Genomic DNA, 18,291 nt, shown 5'->3' with positions numbered 1-18,291 from the left:
CGGCGTTCACTCACAGGGTGCGCTCGAGGCGGTCGGCCATGAGTCTGACGAAGCGCGACGGGTCGCCCAGTTCGCCGCCCTCGGCCAGCAGCGCCAGGTCGTGGAGGAGTTCGGCCGTCTCCTCCAGGCCGGTGCCGGCATCCTCGCCGCGTTCGGCGTGTGCCCGGTTGAGACCGCTGACCAGCGGGTGCTCCGGGTTGAGTTCGAGGATGCGCTTCACGTGGGGGACGGGCTGGCCCATGGCGCGGTACATGTTCTCCAGGGCCGGCGTCACATCGTGCGTGTCCGAGACGATGCAGGCGGGCGAGACGGTGAGGCGCGAGGAGAGCCGTACCTCCTTGACGGTCTCGCTCAGCCGGTCCGTCATCCAGGCGAGCAGATCCGCGTACTCCTGCTGACGGTTCTCGCGCTCGGTCGCGGCCTCCTTCTTCTCCGCCTCGGTGCCGAGGTCGACCTCGCCCTTGGCGACGGACCGCAGCTTCTTGCCGTCGAACTCGGGCTCGGCCTCGACCCACACCTCGTCGACGGGATCGGTCAGCAGCAGCACCTCGACGCCCTTGGCCCGGAACGCCTCCATGTGCGGGGAGTTCTCGATGGCCTGCCGGGACTCGCCCGTGAGGTAGTAGATGTGCTCCTGACCGTCCTTCATCCGCTCCACGTACTGCCGCAGAGTGGTCGGCTCGTCCTTGTCGTGGGTCGTGGCGAAGGAGGCGACACCGAGGATGGCGTCGCGGTTCTCGAAGTCGCTCAGCAGCCCCTCCTTGAGGACACGGCCGAACTCCCGCCAGAACGTGGCGTAGCGCTCCGGGTCGGCGGACATCATGTCCTTGACCGTCGACAGCACCTTCTTCGCCAGACGCCGGTGCATCAACTGGATCTGGCGGTCCTGCTGGAGGATCTCGCGCGACACGTTGAGCGACAGGTCCTGAGCATCGACGACGCCCTTGACGAAGCGCAGGTACGGCGGCATCAGCGCTTCGCAGTCGTCCATGATGAAGACGCGCTTCACATAGAGCTGGATGCCGCGCTTGTACCCCTGCATGAACAGGTCCTGGGGCGCGTGCGACGGGATGAAGAGCAGTGCCTGGTACTCGAAGGTGCCCTCCGCCTGCAGCCGGATGGTTTCGAGCGGGGCGATCCAGTCGTGGCTGATGTGCTTGTACAGCTCGTGGTACTCGTCGTCCGTGACCTCGTCGCGCGAGCGCGCCCAGAGGGCCTTCATCGAGTTGAGCGTCTCGGGTTCGCGCGGGGCGTCGTCGGCCGCTGCCCCGGAGTCCGCGGCGTCGTCGGCAGCGGTCTCCGGGGCCATCCTGACGGGCCAGGTGATGAAGTCCGAATACCGCTTGACGATCTCCCTGATCTTCCAGGAAGAGGTGTAGTCGTAGAGCCGGTCGTCGGCGTCCTCCGGCTTGAGCCGGAGTGTGACCGAGGTGCCCTGGGGAGCGCTGTCGACGGTCTCGATCGTGTACGTGCCCTCGCCGGTCGACGTCCAGCGGGTGCCCTGGCTCTCGCCCGCGCGCCGGGTGAGCAGCGTGACCTCGTCGGCCACCATGAAGCTGGAGTAGAACCCGACACCGAACTGGCCGATCAGCCCTTCGGCCGCGGCGCTGTCCTCGGCCTCCTTGAGCTCCCGCAGGAACTTCGCCGTGCCCGAGTTCGCGATGGTCCCGATGAGCTGGACCACTTCGTCGTGCGACATTCCGATGCCGTTGTCCCGCACGGTCAGCGTACGGGCCTGCTTGTCGGTCTCGATGTCGATGTGGAGGTCGGACACGTCCGCGCCGAGCGAGTCGTCGCGGAGTGCTTCGAGCCGCAATTTGTCGAGCGCGTCGGAGGCATTGGAGACGAGTTCGCGCAGGAACACGTCCTTGTTCGAGTAGATCGAGTGGATCATCATCTGCAGAAGCTGGCGCGCTTCCACCTGAAACTCGAACGTCTCAGTGGGCATAATCCGTGATTCCTTCTCAGGTCACCGGGTGGGGAACTGGCCTGAGAACTGTAGATCAACTGGGCATCGCGGGAACTGCGTTCCGACAGTCAGGGGTGTCCGTCGTGCGGTTTTGGCGGCAGGGCCGGACCGGACTCACGGCAATTCGGTACAAAGTGGGCACGCTCTCCCTGGATATGCCGACGGACATGGCATCCGGGTCCTGCGGGCCCCGCCTTGCCGAACCTTCTGTTCCACTGCGGCCATCGAGCCGACGGCTGACGGCTGACGGCTGACCGAAGCCGTGGACGGAGCTCCGGGCGGACCGAACGGCGGTCCGTCCGGCGCCCGGAACGAGTACCTCCGCCGGTCAGGCCAGCAGCGTCGCGAGGCCCTCCGCGCGGGCCAGGTGTTCCAGCTCGTCCAGCGCCCGGCGGGCCGCATCGGCCGCCGCCGGATCGCGTTCGGCGAGACCGCTCTCCTCGAACTCGTCCTCGTCCAGCCGGAGTACGGCCGAACCGTCCGCCGACACCCACAGATCGAGATCCAGGTCCTCGACCAGAAGCTCCGCGTCCCGCAGCACGGCGGGACGGGTGATGTCGCAGTACCAGCCCTTGAGTTCGCCCGCGCCGGTACGGACCTCCTTCACGGCGAACCAGCGGTCGCGCCAGTAGTGCTCGGTGAACACATCGCCCGGCTCGAACCGTACGAAGCCGAAGTCACGGACCCCCGGCGCCGCCCAGGGCGCACGCACCGTCACCCGGGTGCCGTCGTCGCGGACCACATCCGCCGGGTAGCGGATCTTGGTCCGCCCGGCCTTCACCAGGGCGACCACCAGCGCGGTCTCAGCCGAGCTTGCGGACATACCGCACCTCCGTGGCACAGATCTCGTAGCCGAACCATCGATTGACCGCCAGCATCGGACCGTTGTCGGCGTCATTGCCGGTGTACGCGTCCGTGTACCCGGCGGCGCGCGCCCGGTGCAGCGAGTCGTTCTTCGCGAGCCTGGCCAGGCCCCGGTTGCGGTACGCCCGGCGGGTTCCGGTCATTCCCGACATGTAGCGGGTCAGACCGTCGGTCTGCGCCGCGCTGAACGCCACCACCTTCCCGTCGACCACCACGACCGAAGTCAACTCGTGGTCGAGCCCGGGGTGGCGCCAGGTCTGATTCAGCCAGTCCTCGTAGTCGGACAGTTCGGCCGGGGTGTCGCTCGGCTCGTCGGCTGTGGTCTCGGCGTCCGCCTCGAAGAGCTGGCGCGGATCGTCCGCGAAGTCCGCGGCGGTACGCAGCTCGACGCCCGCCGGGGGCTCCTGACGGGGCGGCAGCGAGCCGTTGGCCAGATCGAGGTGGAGGAAATGGGCCGAGCGGCTCGGCGCGTAGCCGCGCTTCTCGGCGAACGCGCGGTTCGACGGGGTGTCGAGCACCCAGGTGTAGAGCGCGAGCGCGCCCTCCCGGGCGAGGTACTCCTCGGCCGTGCTCAGCAGCAACCCACCTGCCCCGTGCCCGGTGCGGTCCGGGTGCGTGTACGGATTGCAGAACGCCTGGCCGGGTTCGGGGCTGTCGTGGACGAGACCGACCTGTGCGGTCCCGATGAGCGCACCGTCCTCCTCGGCGACCAGCAGCCGGTAGCGCTTGTCGGGATGGGCGGAGGCCAGATCGAAGGCGACCTGCTCGGGAGTCGTCACCATGTAGGGCAGTGCGGCGCGCCGGACCTGCACCCAGGCCTCCGCGTCGGCGGGCAGGAAGTCGCGAACGAGGACAGTCATGGGCCGGACGTTACGCGTGCTCCCGCACGGAGCGCCGCTGATTTTCCGGCGGTGGGGGACAATCGGCGCGTGACCCTGAAGATCGCCCTTGATCCGGATTCCGGTACCGCCCCGTACGAGCAACTGCGCACGCAGATCTCCGAACTGGCCCGCTCCGGCGCGCTGCCCGTCGGTTTCAGACTTCCGACCGTACGCGGCTTCGCCGAGGAGCTCGGCCTCGCCGCGAACACCGTCGCCAAGGCGTACCGGGCGCTGGAGGCCGACGGGGTGATCGAGACCCGTGGCCGCAATGGCACCTTCATCGCCGCTGCCGGTGATGCGGCGGAACGGCATGCGGCGGCTGCGGCGCAGGAATACGCGGAGCAGGCCCGGCGACTGGGCCTGTCCCGGGCAGAGGCGCTGTCCCTGGCCGAGGACGCGGTACGGGCGGCGTACGCGGCGCGATGAGTCGGAGGGCCGGGGCGGGGCAGGGGCCGGGCGCCGTCCGGCCGCCGGTCCCTGCCCTCAAGCGCCGGACGGGCTTGGTTGTGCCGGGCTCAGAGATACAGGCCCGCGTCCGCACCGGAATCCTGTTTCGGCACCGACGCGGGACCGCTGCCGCGCCGCAGCGCGTACAGCTCGGCGAGCGTGGCGCCCTCGCGGCCCAGCCCTTCCTCCGTACCCAGCCAGGCCGCCGCCTCCTTGCGGGTCAGCGAGCCCACTTCGATCCTGGCGAGGCAGCGGCCGGGCCTCACCACGGCCGGGTGGAGTCGCTCCAGATCCTCGTTGGTGGTGACGCCCACCAGCACATTGCGGCCCTGGCCCAGCAGCCCGTCGGTGAGGTTCAGCAGCCGGGACAGCGCCTGGCCCGCCGTGTGCTTCGCCTCGCCGCGGATCAACTCGTCGCAGTCCTCCAGGAGCAGCAGCCGCCAACGGCCCTTCGCCGTGCCGTCGTCCTCACCGATCGCGATGTCCATCAGATAGCCGACATCGTTGAAGAGCCGCTCCGGATCGAGCACGCAGTCGACCTGGCACCAGTCCCGCCATGAGCGTGCGAGCGTGCGCAGTGCGGACGTCTTGCCGGTGCCGGGCGGGCCGTGCAGCAGGAGCAGCCGGCCGGCGATGTCGTCGGGCGTGACCTTCATCAGCCGGTCCATGGCATCGGCCACCGGTGCCGTGTAGTTGTTGCGGACCTCGTCCCACGTACCGGCGGCGATCTGCCGGGTGGTGCGGTACGGGCCGCGGCGCGGGGACACGTACCAGAAGCCCATCGTCACGTTCTCGGGCTGCGGTTCCGGTTCGTCCCGGGCGCCGTCCGTCGCCTGTCCGAGGATCCTCTGCGCCAGCTCCGGGCTGGTCGCGGTGACCGTGACATCGGCGCCGCGGTTCCAGCGCGAGATGAGCAGCGTCCAGCCGTCGCCCTCGGCGAGCGTGGCGCTGCGGTCGTCGTCGCGGGCGGCGCGCAGCACCTTGGCGGCCGGGGGCAGCAAGGTGGCCCCGGCCTTGACGCGGTCGAGGGAGGAGCTGTGCGAGTACGGCTGCTCGCCCGTCGCGAAGCGGCCGAGAAACAGCGCGTCGACGACGTCGGACGGGGAATCGCTGTCGTCGACGGTGAGCCGGATCGGCAGAGCGGACTCAGGGTTGGCAGACATGGCGCCCATGATCCGGCAAGGGGGCACCCGGCGCACCCAGGTTTCGCCACCTTCCTCCCTGCTTCCGGCGGGCGGACCGCGGACATGACGCAACCTCAGAGGGGCGCACAGGAGAATTCATTGGGCAACTTGGCATGGACACTTCCGGTGGGGGTGTGGGTACTGCTACCACGGACACGGCAGACCAGGCGGAGATCCTGCCGGTCGGTCCAAGGGAGGTTCCATGAAGATGTCCAGACTCGTGGCGTTCTCGTCCTCGCTCCTGCTCGGTGCCGTACTCGCTCTGACCGGAGCGGCCACCGCCAACGCCGCACAGTCTGTTCAGGCCGTCGACTACGTCGCCCTCGGTGACTCGTACTCCTCGGGTGTCGGTTCCGGTAGTTACGACAGTGCCAGCGGTGACTGCAAGCGCAGCACCAAGGCCTACCCCGCACTCTGGGTCGCCGCCAACTCGCCCTCGTCCTTCGGCTTCACCGCCTGCTCCGGTGCCCGTACAGGTGATGTCAAGGCCAACCAGCTCGGCCCCCTCGGCGCCTCGACCGACCTCGTCTCGATCTCCATCGGCGGCAATGACGCGGGTTTCTCCGACGTCATGACCACCTGTGTCCTCCAGTCGGAGGCCACCTGCCTCAGCCGGATCGCCACGGCCCGCAGCTATGTCGACACCACCCTGCCCGGCAATCTCGACTCGGTGTACTCGGCGATCCGGACCAAGGCGCCGTCCGCTCATGTCGTCGTCCTCGGCTACCCGCGCTTCTACAAGATCGGTGGCAGCTGTGCCGTCGGCCTGAGCGACAAGGTGCGCACCGCGATCAACGGTGCCGCCGACTACCTCAACACGGCGACCGCCAAGCGCGCTGCCGACCACGGCTTCACCTTCGTCGATGTCGCGGGGAAGTTCGCCGGGCACGAGATCTGCTCCGGAAGCGCCTGGCTGCACAGCCTCAACTGGCTCAACATCGGTGAGTCGTACCACCCCACCGCAGCCGGACAGTCGGGCGGCTACCTGCCCGGCCTCGACTCGGTCGCCTGACCCCGACCCCGTACATGCGCCGGGCCCGTTCAGCCGTCTGACGGGCAGGAGGCCCCGTCCGCAGGGGTCTCCGTCCGGCGCCCCGTCGATTCACTACGGCCGAACCGCTTCCGTTCTGTCCAACTCGCCCTGGAATCGGGCGGATTCAGAGGTCAATCGTCATCCTCCGTATGTGTGTGCTCAATCCTGCGACCGGGATACACGGGTGTCGTCGCGGGGGGATAGGGTTAACCTGCCCGGGCCGGGTGCCCTCGTACGGGTGGGGAGTGACATGGAACAGATAGCGATGCGCAGCAGGCCGCGTGTGCCTGCCATCACATGCGGGAGCAGTGCGACGAGTTCGCGCCTCGACCGCCATCTCGCGGTGCTCGGCGGCCCTGCCGTCCCGCAGCGGGAGGCCGCGGAGGCGACGCTGCTGATGCGTGAGCTCACCTCGCGCGATGCCGCCCACAGCCACCGGAGCAAGAGTGCGCGGGTCTCGCTCTTCGCGCCGCTGCGGCGACTGCGGCGGTCGCTCTTCGGCAGCCGCCACTGACTCGACGGCCCGTCACGACCGTGCTCCGGTCCACCGCCCGGGCTCCCCGGCCAGGGTCCGTCGCCCAGGTCCCCCCGCTCGGGGCCACGCAGGCGATCACATCGTCCCGGCGCTGCGCTGCTGTCTGCCCTCCCGTCATCCCCAGGGCTCGCAGCGGCGCTTCGGTGTGCTCGCCGGACGTCGGCACGGCGGCCATCGGCGGCTGCGTCCGTCCACTCGTACCTATCGTGTACGTAGCATCTTTGTCATCCCGAGATCCCGAGATGTTGACGCAGGAAACTTCCGGGTCCGGAGCGCGCGGCCGTCGGAGGGCATCACCTGGCCGCGTACGCGGGCCGGAGCGCGCCTTCGCTGATCGAGGAGAGCGTTCGCAGGCTGAGCGTTCCGGGTGCGTCGACAGCCACCCTCAACTGGTACCGCGCTCCCGAGGGCGTCCTCATCTCCACGGCCGGCCGGATCCAGGTGCCGACGCTCTACCTCTGGGGGAGTGAGGACGGGGTGCTCGGGCGCGAAGCGGCCGAGTCGACCGGGGAGTGGGTGGACGGCCCGTACCGCTTCGAGGCGATCGAGGGGGCCGGTCACTGGTTGCCGGAGGAAGTGCCCGACGCGGTGATCCCGCCGATGCCGGACCATCCGGCCGTCCGCGGTGCCGCCGGCAGTCACCCCGCGGTGGAGGATTTCGTGGAGGGGACCAGGGACACCCTCGCCCGGCGGGTGGAGGAGGGGCAGCGACGGCTCGGGATGCCCGACTCGCCCCGGCTCTCCATCGCCACGCGGGCGTGGATGGCGTTCGCCGAGGAGGCCGTGACCAACCGGCCGCTGGACGAGCCCGATGCGCTGACGGAACTCGGTGCCTTCCTGGAGTCCGGCTTCATCAGCCTGCTCGGCACCCTGGACCGGCCCGCCACGCTGCCCCGGTGAGCGCGGTGCGCGGTCACTCGCCGCCGCGTGCGTGACGCCGTACGGACAGCGGCACGAACACCGCGAGGAGCACCACCGACCAGGCGAGCGTTCCGGCCACCGGGTGGGCGACCGGCCAGGCCGCGTCGGCGGCCGGGGACGCGTTGCCGAACAGTTCGCGGGTGGCCGAGGCCATGGCGCTGATCGGGTTCCACTCCGCGACCGTCCGCAGCCAGCCCGGCAGATTGTCGGTCGGGATGTACGCACTCGACAGCAGCGGCAGGATGAAGGTGGCGCTGCCCAGCTGACCGGCGATCTCCTCGTTGCGGATCAGCAGGCCCAGCCAGCAGCCCAGCCAGGACGTGGCGAACCGGAGGAGCAGCAGCAGCCCGAAGGCGCCCAGGGCGGCGAGCGGACCGCCCTCGATCCGCCAGCCGACCGCGAGTCCTACCAGGATCAGCGGAATCATGCCGATGGCCGTGGTCAGCAGATCGGCCGCGGTCTGGCCGAACGGTACGGCGGCCCGGCTCATCGGCAGCGTACGGAGCCGGTCCATCACCCCGCGGTGGCAGTCCTGCGAGGCCTGGAACATCCCGACCATGATGCCGTTGGCCGCCGTCGCCGCCAGCAGGCCCGGCACCAGGAACGCGCGGTACTCCTGGCCGGGCATGGCCAGGGCGCTGCCGAACACGTACCCGAAGAACAGCAGCATCGTGATCGGCATGGTCTGGGTCAGGATCATTACGCCCGGCGCTGCTTTGATCCGCTGCAGATGGCGGCCCAGCATGGCCAGGGCATCGGCGATCGGGGCGCTTGTGGCGGGCGTGACGGTCTGCTCGTGGGTCAGTGCGGTGCTGCTCATGCTGCCGTCTCCTTCAGGGGCGGGGAGGTGCGGCCGTCGCCGCGGTCGGTCAGGCGGAGGAATACCTCGTCGAGCGTCGGCGGGCGCAGGCTCGCGTCGATCACCGGTACTCCCGCCGCGTCGAGTTCGCGGACGATACGGGGGAGGGTGAGCGTGGTGTCGGTCGCGACGGCGCCCACGGTGCGGCGCTCGTGGTCGAGTACCGGTTCGGTGCCGGTGAGCTGATCGAGCACGCCTGCCGCCGGGACCAGCGCCGATTCATGGGGGACGACCACTTCGGCGTAGCTGCCGATGCGGGCCTTCAGTTCGGTGGGGGTGCCGCGATGGGCGACTCGGCCCTGGTCGATCAGCACGATGTCGTCGGCCAGCTGATCGGCCTCCTCCAGATACTGCGTGGTGAGCAGGACGGTCGTGCCCCGGTCGGCCAGTTCCCGTACCGCCGCCCAGATCTGGTTGCGGCTGTGCGGGTCGAGTCCGGCGGTCGGCTCGTCCAGGAAGAGCACCCGCGGGCGGGTCAGCAGACTGGCGGCGAGGTCGAGGCGGCGGCGCATGCCGCCCGAGTAGGTGCGGGCCGGGCGGTCGGCGGCCTCCGTCAGCTCGAAGCGTTCCAGGAGTTCGTCGGCGCGGGCGCGCGCGGCCTCGCCGCGGAACCGGAGCAGCTTGGCGAAGAGCCGCAGATTCTGCCGGCCGGACAGTTCGCCGTCGACCGAGGCGTTCTGCCCGGTGACGCCGATCGCCGCGCGTACCGCGCCCGCCTCGCGCACCACGTCGTGGCCCGCCACCCGGGCGCTTCCGCCGTCCGGGGCCGTCAACGTGGTGAGGACCCGGACGGCGGTGGTCTTGCCCGCGCCGTTCGGCCCCAGCACTCCGCAGACGGTGCCTTCGGCGACCGCGAGATCGAGTCCCCGCAGCGCATGGACGTCGCCGTAGTGCTTCTCCAGACCTTCACTAAGTACACCGTACGTAGTTGTCATGCGGCCTACCGTACCGCACTACGTACGGTGTACGTAACTACGATGGGTGGGAGAGGTGATGATCAATGGTGGGGCGACCCGCTGTACCCGAAGTGATCTGGGCGCGCCCCGAGCGTGCGGGCCGCGGCCCCAGGCCCGCTTTCAGCCGTGCCGACATCGCGGCAGCCGCCGTCCGCATCGCCGATGCGGAGGGTCTCGACGCGGTGTCCATGCGGAAGGTCGCGGCGGAGCTCGGCTGCGGCACGATGTCGCTCTACAACTACGTGCCGCGCAAGGAGGACCTGTACGAGCTGATGCTCGACGCGGTCAGCGGCGGGTACGAGTTCCCGGAGCCGTCCGGCGACTGGCGCGCCGATCTCATCGCGCTGGCCCATCAGGCCCGCGAGATGATGCAGCGCCACACCTGGGTGCCCCGGCTGATGTCACCCGTGTACGGCTTCAGCCCGAACGCCCTGCGGTATCTGGAGTACTCGCTCAGCTGCCTGGACGGGGTCGACGCACGGTTCGGCGAGAAGATGGAGCTCATCGCCATGGTCACCAGTGTGGTCACCACCTATGTGGCCAACGAGATCGCCACGGCGGAGCGCAGCCGGTCGCTGCCCTGGTCCGAGGAGCAGGAGCACGCCGCGCGCACCGGCTATCTGATCAGCCAGATCGCGACCGGGAAGTATCCGCGGATGGCGGCGGCATTCGCCGAGGACCCCGGGCCGATCGATCTGGACGGGGTCTTCGACCGGGCGCTGCGCCGGGTGCTGGACTCCTTCGACCGGTAGCGAGTGGGTCCGGGGCGCCCGGTCACAGCAGCGCGAACTGCCCGTCCGGGCCCTCCTCCTGATGGTCGAGCACGGATGCGGGCCGCCGGGCCGTGGCCGGGACGGGCAGGACGCCCGCCGCGCGGAGGTCGTCGGCCGTGATCTGCGGGCCGTCGGTCAGGCCCTCCTGCCGTGGCCGGAGTCCGTCGAGCAGGGCGAGCACGGCGATCAGTTCCAGCAACTCCGAGGTCCACTCCTGGGGCCAGGCCCGGGGCCCGACCGCTTCCAGGCCGTCCATGTCCTGCGCTCCGGCCGCCGCCGCACGGCGCTCGAACCACAGCTCCAGCATCCGGACCCCGCCCACCCGGAACTCCCACGCCCCGGCCGGCACGGGCGAGATGCGGCCCGTACCCAGCGTCAGCGTCTCGTCGTCGGGGTCGTACTCCAACGCGGTCGGTACAGGCGGAACCGCGGCCCGCACATAGGGGCGACGCCCACCGGGCAGTCGCGGGCGCTCCCCGCCCCGGGCGCCGCGCAGCTGCAACCGCAGCAACTCCTGCCCCAGCTCCACCCCCGCCGACCAGCGCTCCGGGTCGGCGGGCAGCGGCACCACGCACCCGGCCGGGGAAGGGCGGGCCGCCGCGAGTGTCCACGCCAGCACGGACCGATCGGTGACCGCATCCCCGTGGCGGGCCCGCAGCAGCGTGAGCAGCCCGGGCGCCAGATTGGGTTCGAGACCGCCGGGGCGCCGGTACAGCGGCCGGATGCGGCCCGGCCGGCCGGCCGGGGAGTGACCGTCCGGCAACAGCGCCGTCACGGAGAGGGCGGGACCGGTGTCCTGCGGTACGCAACCGTGCTCGACCACGAAGAGCTGCTGCCCGTCGGCGACCCGCCACAGCTCGGGGCGGGCGGCATCGATCAGCCGGTGGTCCGGGAGCAGCCACTGTTCGTCGAACGGGCCGTGCAGGATCCGTACCGGCTCGGGGCAGGGGCCGGTCTCGCGGGCGAACCGGCCGGTGGAGGTGGCCTGTCCGGGAAGTGCCGCCACCGGGGTCTGCGGGGTACGGGAACGGGTGGGCCGGAACAGCCGTTCGCGTTCGGCGGCCTCCGCCCGGACCAGCCGCTCCCAACGGGCCTTGAGCGAACCGGCATCCGGGGCGGTCACCCAGGGGCGCCCGGTCCGAAGAGGCCGTACGGACCATGGCATGAGGTCGTCGAGCAGCGGGATGTCGTCGTCCCCGCCGGCTTTGGCCGTCGCCCGTGCTGCCACCGTGTCGTCCTCCCCGTCGCCACGCCGCCCTCCGGCATCGTAATGGCGCCGGAGGGCGGGCCGTCAGTGCGCCTCCACCGTCACCGAGAAGGAGAACCGGTCGCCCCGGTAGCGGATCTGCGCCACATCCACCACCCGGCCGCTCTCGTCGTACGTCACGCCCGTGTAGAACAGGATCGGGCTCAGCAGCGGCACCTGGAGGAGCCCGGCGGTGGCCGGGTCGGCGAGGCGGGCCTCGACCGTGTCGGTGATGCGCGCGATCCGGACACCGACCCGGTCGCGCAGCACCTTGGTCATCGGCCAGCGTTCGAGATCGGCCACATCGATCCGGGCGGCGACCTCGGGATGCACCGCGTTCTCCGCCCAGTTGGTGGGCTCGTCGCTCTCCCCGTCGCGGCGCAGCCGGCGGTAGCTGACGACCTCCGCACAGTCGGAGAAGTACTCGGTGAGGTCTCCCGGCACGGCGACCGGGCCATGGCCGAGGACCACGGTCCGCTCGCCCGACTGCTGGGCCACGATCGCATCGATCGAGCCCAGCAGCCGGACCGGTGACACCCGGCGGGCGCGCGGCTCGATGAAGGTGCCGCGCCGCCGGTGCCTGCTGATCAGCCCTTCCGTCTCCAGTTCCTTGAGCGCCTGGCGCATCGTCAGGACGCTGACGCCGTAGTGCGCGGCGAGTTGTTCCTCGGTCGGCAGCCGCGCCGATGCGTCCTTGGTGCGGCCCAGTATCGAGGCGCGCAACGACTGCGAGACCTGATACCACAGCGGCAGTTTGCGGTTCAGGACCAGCGAATCGGGGGCGAAGGCATGCCCCTGGGGCATCTTGGGCATCTGAGGCACCTGGGTCACCTGGTCTCTCCGTACTGCGACACAGCGGACGCGACGACGCGGGGGCCGAGAAGCGGCGTCGTTGCCTACGGCCTGAAGTTGCGGCTCAGACCCTGCCACACGTCGTCGTAGCCACGCTGCAGATGGTCGGCGGTCGCCGCCTGCCCGGTCGCCGTCACCGGCCAGCGGGTCTCGAACATGAAGGCGAGACCGTCGTCGATCTTCTGCGGCTTCAGTTCCGCCCCGCTCGCCCGGTCGAAGGTCTCCCGGTCCGGGCCGTGCGCCGACATCATGTTGTGCAGCGAGCCGCCGCCCGGGACGAAGCCGCCCTTGCCGGCCGTCTTCGCGTCGTACGCGCCCTCGATCAGGCCCATGTACTCGCTCATCACATTGCGGTGGAAGTACGGCGGTCGGAAAGTGTCCTCGCCGACCAGCCAGCGCGGTGCGAAGACGACGAAGTCGACGCCGGCCAGACCGGGGGTGTCGGACGGAGAGGTCAGCACCGTGAAGATCGACGGGTCGGGGTGGTCGTAGCTGATCGAGCCGATGACATTGAAACGGTGCAGGTCGTAGACGTACGGAGTGTGGTTGCCGTGCCAGGCGACCACATCGAGCGGCGAGTGGTCGTAGGTGGCGGACCAGAGGTTCCCGCAGAACTTGTTGACCACCTCCACCGGGCGGTCGTCGTCCTCGTACGCGGCGACGGGGGCGAGGAAGTCCCGGGCGTTCGCCAGGCCGTTGGCGCCGATCGGGCCGAGGTCGGGAAGGGTGAACGGCTGGCCGTAGTTCTCGCAGACATAGCCGCGGGCGGTGTCATCCAGCAGCTCCACGCGGAAACGGATGCCGCGCGGGATCAGTGCGATGTGCCCCGGCTGCGCGCGCAGCAGGCCCAGTTCGGTACGGAGCAGCAGGCCGCCCCGCTCCGGGACGATCAGCAGCTCGCCGTCCGAGTCGCTGAACACCCGGTCGGTCATGGACGAGTTGGCGTGGTAGAGGTGCACGGCCATGCCGGCACGCTGCGTCGCGTCGCCGTTGCCGCCGAGGGTCCACAGGCCGGCCAGGAAGTCCGTTCCGGCCGCGGGCTCGGGGAGCGGATCCCAGCGCAGCCGGTTGGGGTCGGGCACGGATTCGGTGAACGGGGCGGTGCGCACCGCCCCGTTGCCGTTACGGACGAACGGGGGATGGGCGGCCGACGGGCGGATCCGGTAGAGCCAGGAACGGCGGTTGTGCGCCCGCGGTTCGGTGAAGGCCGAGCCGCTCAGCTGCTCCGCGTAGAGCCCGAGGGGCGCGCGCTGAGGCGAGTTGCGGCCGTGCGGCAGCGCTCCCGGCACTGCCTCCGAGCTGTGTTGATTGCCGAAACCGGCGGAATGCTCAAGCCCTTCCGCGGTCTTCCTCGCCTGCTCGATGCCGCTCATGTGCGCTCCCGGTGCCGAAGGAATCCTATGGACAACCGTAGGAATCGGATCGGGGAGAGTCAACGGCATTCGTGGTGCGCAGGGGGGTTCCAAAAGTTGAACAATGCTCTACTCTCCCGCACATGTCGTGGACACGAAGACTTCTGGTGGTCCTGGCGGCGCTCGCCGTCGCCCTCCTCGCGGCTCCGGCCGCCCAGGCGCACGAGGAACGTCCGGTCACCCTGCCCGACGGAACCGGCAGCGTCCCCGTGTACCGCACAGGCGAACCGGACCTGCTGGTCTGCAAGAGCGACCGGGCGGACTTCGAGCGCCGCATATCCGGCTTCCCCGACGGGCTGCGGGCCCGGAACCTGCGGCTGTTCGACCGGTGCCTGAGGTCCGGCTACCGCCATCTGCAGCAGGCCGTCGACGCGGTCGGCAGGCCCGGCATGAACATCGCGATCCTGCCCGGCCTGTACGAGGAGGAGCCCTCACTGCCCAAACCGGCGGGGGAGTGCACTCGCCTGAAGGCGCCCAATTCCCAGCTCGGCTACCAGATCCTGTCCTACGCGCAGCAGACGCAGTGCCCGCACAACCAGAACCTGGTCGCGATCCTCGGCAAGAAGAACCTCCAGATCGAGGGGACGGGCGCCGAACGCACGGACGTCGTCATCGACGCCAAGTACCAGAAGCTCAACGCGATCCGCGCGGACGGCTCCCACGGCATCTACTTCAAGAACTTCACCGCCCAGCGCACCACGTTCAACTCCCTGTACGTCCTCGCGCAGGACGGATTCGTCATCGACTCCGTTCTCACCCGGTGGAACGACGAGTACGGCTTTCTGACCTTCGCGAGCGACCACGGGCTGTACAAGAACTGCGAGTCGTACGGAAACGGCGACTCCGGCATCTACCCGGGCAGCGCGTCCGACATCAACGACGGGTACGGCTACGAGGTCCCGCGCTACTCGATCGAGATCACCGGCTGCCGCAGCCACCACAACATGGTCGGTTACTCCGGCACCGCGGGCGACTCCGTCTACGTCCACGACAACGAGTTCGACCACAACATGGGCGGCGCCTCGATGGACAGCGCCTTCCCCGGTCACCCAGGACTGCCGCAGAACCATGCCCGCTTCGAACGCAACCTGATCCACGACAACAACGCCGACTACTACCCGTATGTCGCCGACGGGACCTGCGCCAAGCCGCCCGCGGACCGCGGCTACGAGGACGGGGTCGTCTGCCCCCAGATCTCCATGCCGCCGGGCTCAGGCATCATCACCGCCGGCGGCAACTGGAACCTGTACGAGAACAACTGGATCTACGGGCAGCAGCGTGCCGCCTTCTTCCTGACCGCGGTCCCCGCCTTCATCCGCGGCGAGAGCGCGCTGTCCAAGCAGACCGACACCTCCCACCACAACCGGTACGCGGGCAACCACCTCGGCACGGACAAGGCGGGCAACTCCCGGCCCAACCGCACCGACGTGTTCTGGGACGGCCAGGGCGAAGGCAACTGCTGGCAGTCGGACACCGGGCCGTCCTCCCCACGCACCCTGCCCACCTGTGGCTCCGAGCGCGGCGCCGTGTCCGGACGCACCGACCGGCTCGTCGGCGAACCGGTCAAACTCGCCCAACTGCTGGTCTGCGCCGACTACAACGTGCAGGCACGACGGCTGCCGGCCGGCTGCGACTGGTACGGAGCACGTGGCATCGAGCGCATCGAGGTACAGGTGACGCTGGCGATCGCGGTGGTGCTCGCGCTGGTCGGCGGGGTGCTGTGGTGGCGCAGACTGCGCGGCAGTGGACTCGCCACCGCGGTCACGGTGCTCGGCGCGATCGGCCTCGGGCTGGATGTGGCCGGATCGACGACGGGGCCCGCCTCCACCTATGTGCCCGCGCTGGCACTGCTGCTGACCGGGGTGTGGTGGACCGGGATCGGGCTGGTGCTGCGGGGCGACCGGCCCTGGCTGGGCTGGACCACGGTGGTCCTGGGTGCGCTCACCCTGCTCGACGCCCTCGACAAGGCCGTGTTCATGATCCCGTGGATTCCCCTCAGCCCGGCCTGGCTCCGTGGACTGCTCGGGGTGATCTGGGTGGTGTGGGCCGTCGTGGCTGCCGCCCGGCACACGGAACGGGGAGTTCCGGGCGAGCAGGGCGCGTCGCAAGAGGGCCCTGCTCCGGACGCGGGCGTGCACGCGCCCGGCGCTCCGGCCACCGCTTTGGCCCCCGCCCCGGAAGGAGATGCATCGTGAAGAATCTCCGCAGGCGACGGTGGCTCGCCCGGCCGGGCGGCGCAGCCGTCACCGTGCTCGCCGCAGGCGCCCTCGTGTTCGGTGCGAGCGCCTGTGGTGGGCGGGCCACCACCCACCACAAACCCGGCACCAGCCATGAGCAGGCCGTCGGCAGCGTCGGCCGGCTCCTCGCAGCCGACGACGGATCGGGCCACCGGCTGCGCCAGGTCGACGCCAAGGGCGCTCCCCAGGTGACGGTCGCCGTCCGGCGGGACTCCGAGGACGGCTGGAACGTCCGTCTCTCCGTGCGGAACTTCCGGTTCACCCCGGACAGCGTGGGCGGCGCCGCTCTCCTCGGGCGCGGCCACGCCCGCCTCTTCCTCGACGGCCACCCCCTCGCCCGGGTCTACGGATCCTGGTACCACCTCCCCGACTCCCTCGTCCGCAGCTCCGGCGGTGGCACCGGTCTCACCGCCCGCCTCTACGCCGACGACCACACCGCCTGGGCCGTGAACTCCACCCCGATCCAGGCCACCACCTCCCTCACCACTGCCTCCGCACAGCCCACCGCCCCCGCGCCGCACCGACCGGAAACGCCCCGGCCCGACACGGCACTCGAGATCGTCGTCTCCCACGGCAAGGTCAGCCCCGCCCCCGGCCGCACCGAGATCAAGAAGGGCCGGATCATCGAACTCCGGGTCCGCAGCGACCAAGCCGACACCCTCCACGTCCACGGCTACGACAAGGAGGCCCGGCTGCCCGCAGGAAAGACCGTCACCCTCACGTTCACCGCAGACCGCACCGGGCTCTTCGAAGTCGAGACACATGAGTCCGACCTGCTCCTGACCCAGCTCGTCGTACGGTGAGCGTCCTCGCCCATGGCATCGGCGCCCAGCACGACCTTCCGCTGTCCCCCTTCTACGCCTTCGCCGGGGCCTTCGCCGCGCTCTTCGTCTCCTTTCTCGCGCTCGGCCTGCTCTGGTCCTCCTCCCGATTCCGCGGCGACCGGGCGGGCCGCCCGCTCCCGGCCGCCGTCCAGCGCCTCGCCGACGCACGCCCCACCCGTATCGCCGTGCGCGTACTCGGGTCGGCCGCTGCCCTGCTCGTCACACTCCACCTCCTCCTCGGCCCGGACGACCCGGACCGCAACCCGGCCCCCGGCGCCGTCTACGTACTCCTCTGGGTCGGACTCGTCCCCGCCTCACTCCTCCTCGGCCCCGTCTGGCGACTGTTCAACCCGCTCCGCACCGTCCACCTCCTCGGCTGCCGCGTGCTCGGCCGTGATCCCGCCGCGGGCCGCCCCCTTCCCGTACGTCTCGGTCTTTGGCCCGCCGCGGCCGGGCTCCTGGCCTTCACCTGGCTCGAACTCGTCGCCCCCGACCCCGCATCGACCACCGCCCTCCTCCTCTTCCTCTCCCTCTACGCCGCCGTCCACCTCGCAGGCGCCGCCCGCCACGGCGCCGGATGGTTCGACCACGCGGACGCCTTCGAGGTCTACTCGGGGCTGCTCGCCCGGCTCTCCCCGCTCGGCCGTCGCCCCACCGACCGCCGCCTCGTACTCCGCTCCCCTTTCAACGGTCTCGATGCCACCCCGCAGACCCCCGGACTCGTCGCCACCGTCTGCGTCATGCTCGGCTCCACTGCCTACGACGGCTTCTCGGACGCCCCCTCCTGGATCGTCACCGTCCAGACCTCACCCCTGGGCCGCACCACCGCGGCCACGCTCGGGCTCCTGGGCGCCGTCGCCCTCGTCGCCACGCTCTATGCCCTCTGCGCCGGCGCCACCCGGCTGATCTCCGGTCAACTCCGCCACCCCCTCACCGTCTTCGCGCACTCACTCGTCCCGATCGCCCTCGGCTATCTCATCGCCCACTACTTCACGCTCTTCGTCACCGAAGGGTCACGCACAGTCATGGTGGCATCCGGTACTGACAATCCCGTCCCGCCCGAGCCGCCGCTCGGCCCGGGCGGCGTCGCCACGCTCCAGGTCGCCGCGATCGTCCTCGGTCACGTACTCGGCGTCATCGCAGCCCACGACAGGTCCGTGCGCCTCTTCCCGCCCGGCCGCGCCGTGGCGGGGCAACTCCCGCTGCTGGTCCTGATGATCACGTACACCATCGGCGGGCTGTCCCTGCTCATCGCATGACGGTCGCACCGGCACCGACCCGTCACCCGCGGAGGAGAC

Annotated in this window: 17 protein-coding genes; 8 read left to right on the top strand and 9 right to left on the bottom strand. The window is 70.3% G+C overall.

What is annotated here, in order from left to right:
- Positions 1-10 precede the first annotated feature (10 nt).
- From htpG to IEZ15_RS11600, 3 genes are all read right to left on the bottom strand, one after another.
- Positions 11-1,948: a molecular chaperone HtpG gene (htpG, locus tag IEZ15_RS11610; protein WP_114243719.1), complete on the bottom strand. Its 1,938-nt coding sequence runs from the start codon at positions 1,946-1,948 to the stop codon at positions 11-13.
- Between the two features lie 349 nt (positions 1,949-2,297).
- Positions 2,298-2,792, bottom strand: coding sequence for a ribonuclease FAU-1 family protein (locus IEZ15_RS11605; RefSeq protein WP_189276324.1), 495 nt, complete (start codon positions 2,790-2,792; stop codon positions 2,298-2,300).
- A complete protein-coding gene (locus tag IEZ15_RS11600; RefSeq protein WP_114243717.1) occupies positions 2,773-3,693 on the bottom strand; it encodes a GNAT family N-acetyltransferase in 921 nt (306 codons plus the stop codon). Before IEZ15_RS11600 ends, IEZ15_RS11605 begins: the two co-directional genes overlap by 20 nt.
- 69 nt (positions 3,694-3,762) lie before the next feature.
- Between IEZ15_RS11600 and IEZ15_RS11595 the strand changes: the two genes are divergently transcribed.
- Complete coding sequence (locus IEZ15_RS11595; protein WP_114248906.1) at positions 3,763-4,140, top strand: GntR family transcriptional regulator; 378 nt, start codon at positions 3,763-3,765, stop codon at positions 4,138-4,140.
- An 89-nt stretch (positions 4,141-4,229) separates the two neighbouring features.
- Here IEZ15_RS11595 and IEZ15_RS11590 read toward each other — a convergent pair whose 3' ends face one another.
- Positions 4,230-5,324 carry a DUF5925 domain-containing protein gene (locus IEZ15_RS11590; RefSeq protein WP_373302548.1) on the bottom strand — a complete coding sequence of 365 codons (1,095 nt, stop codon included), beginning with the start codon at positions 5,322-5,324 and terminating at the stop codon, positions 4,230-4,232.
- A gap of 223 nt (positions 5,325-5,547) precedes the next feature.
- Here IEZ15_RS11590 and IEZ15_RS11585 point away from each other — a divergent pair, with 223 nt between their 5' ends.
- The 3 genes from IEZ15_RS11585 (at position 5,548) to IEZ15_RS44595 (ending at position 7,813) form a co-directional block, all read left to right on the top strand.
- Positions 5,548-6,357 carry an SGNH/GDSL hydrolase family protein gene (locus IEZ15_RS11585; protein ID WP_189276320.1) on the top strand — a complete coding sequence of 270 codons (810 nt, stop codon included), beginning with the start codon at positions 5,548-5,550 and terminating at the stop codon, positions 6,355-6,357.
- A 271-nt stretch (positions 6,358-6,628) separates the two neighbouring features.
- Positions 6,629-6,892, top strand: a complete 264-nt coding sequence (locus tag IEZ15_RS11580) for a hypothetical protein (RefSeq protein ID WP_189276319.1) — start codon at positions 6,629-6,631, stop codon at positions 6,890-6,892.
- Between the two features lie 462 nt (positions 6,893-7,354).
- Positions 7,355-7,813, top strand: a complete 459-nt coding sequence (locus IEZ15_RS44595; protein WP_229845834.1) for an alpha/beta fold hydrolase — start codon at positions 7,355-7,357, stop codon at positions 7,811-7,813.
- Positions 7,814-7,826: 13 nt separating this feature from the next.
- On the opposite strand, the gene IEZ15_RS11565 is transcribed toward IEZ15_RS44595, so the two are convergent.
- Entirely contained in the window at positions 7,827-8,579 is a 753-nt protein-coding gene (locus IEZ15_RS11565; protein ID WP_229845850.1) for an ABC transporter permease, read from the bottom strand.
- A gap of 71 nt (positions 8,580-8,650) precedes the next feature.
- A complete protein-coding gene (locus IEZ15_RS11560; RefSeq protein ID WP_189276317.1) occupies positions 8,651-9,628 on the bottom strand; it encodes an ATP-binding cassette domain-containing protein in 978 nt (325 codons plus the stop codon).
- 65 nt (positions 9,629-9,693) lie between these two features.
- On the opposite strand from IEZ15_RS11560, the gene IEZ15_RS11555 reads away from it, so the two are divergent.
- A complete protein-coding gene (locus IEZ15_RS11555) occupies positions 9,694-10,401 on the top strand; it encodes a TetR/AcrR family transcriptional regulator (RefSeq protein ID WP_114243711.1) in 708 nt (235 codons plus the stop codon).
- 22 nt (positions 10,402-10,423) lie between these two features.
- On the opposite strand, the gene IEZ15_RS11550 is transcribed toward IEZ15_RS11555, so the two are convergent.
- The 3 genes from IEZ15_RS11550 to hmgA all read right to left on the bottom strand — a co-directional run bounded on the left by IEZ15_RS11550 (position 10,424) and on the right by hmgA (position 13,893).
- Complete coding sequence (locus IEZ15_RS11550) at positions 10,424-11,650, bottom strand: type ISP restriction/modification enzyme (RefSeq protein WP_229845833.1); 1,227 nt, start codon at positions 11,648-11,650, stop codon at positions 10,424-10,426.
- Between the two features lie 63 nt (positions 11,651-11,713).
- Positions 11,714-12,481, bottom strand: a complete 768-nt coding sequence (locus tag IEZ15_RS11545) for a GntR family transcriptional regulator (protein ID WP_189276316.1) — start codon at positions 12,479-12,481, stop codon at positions 11,714-11,716.
- A gap of 83 nt (positions 12,482-12,564) precedes the next feature.
- Complete coding sequence (gene hmgA, locus IEZ15_RS11540; protein ID WP_189276315.1) at positions 12,565-13,893, bottom strand: homogentisate 1,2-dioxygenase; 1,329 nt, start codon at positions 13,891-13,893, stop codon at positions 12,565-12,567.
- A 122-nt stretch (positions 13,894-14,015) separates the two neighbouring features.
- On the opposite strand from hmgA, the gene IEZ15_RS11535 reads away from it, so the two are divergent.
- From IEZ15_RS11535 to IEZ15_RS11525, 3 genes are read left to right on the top strand one after another with little or no spacing between them, the layout of a single operon-like run.
- A complete protein-coding gene (locus IEZ15_RS11535; protein ID WP_189276314.1) occupies positions 14,016-16,127 on the top strand; it encodes a right-handed parallel beta-helix repeat-containing protein in 2,112 nt (703 codons plus the stop codon).
- Positions 16,124-16,972, top strand: coding sequence for a cupredoxin domain-containing protein (locus IEZ15_RS11530; RefSeq protein WP_114243707.1), 849 nt, complete (start codon positions 16,124-16,126; stop codon positions 16,970-16,972). Before IEZ15_RS11535 ends, IEZ15_RS11530 begins: the two co-directional genes overlap by 4 nt.
- Positions 16,969-18,252, top strand: a complete 1,284-nt coding sequence (locus IEZ15_RS11525; RefSeq protein WP_189276313.1) for a hypothetical protein — start codon at positions 16,969-16,971, stop codon at positions 18,250-18,252. The genes IEZ15_RS11530 and IEZ15_RS11525 overlap by 4 nt, the downstream gene beginning before the upstream one ends.
- Positions 18,253-18,291: the final 39 nt, after the last annotated feature.

This window comes from Streptomyces atratus (genome assembly GCF_014648655.1).
Classification (GTDB): Bacteria; Actinomycetota; Actinomycetes; order Streptomycetales; family Streptomycetaceae; genus Streptomyces; species Streptomyces atratus.
This window is presented reverse-complemented; position numbering and strand designations above follow the sequence as displayed.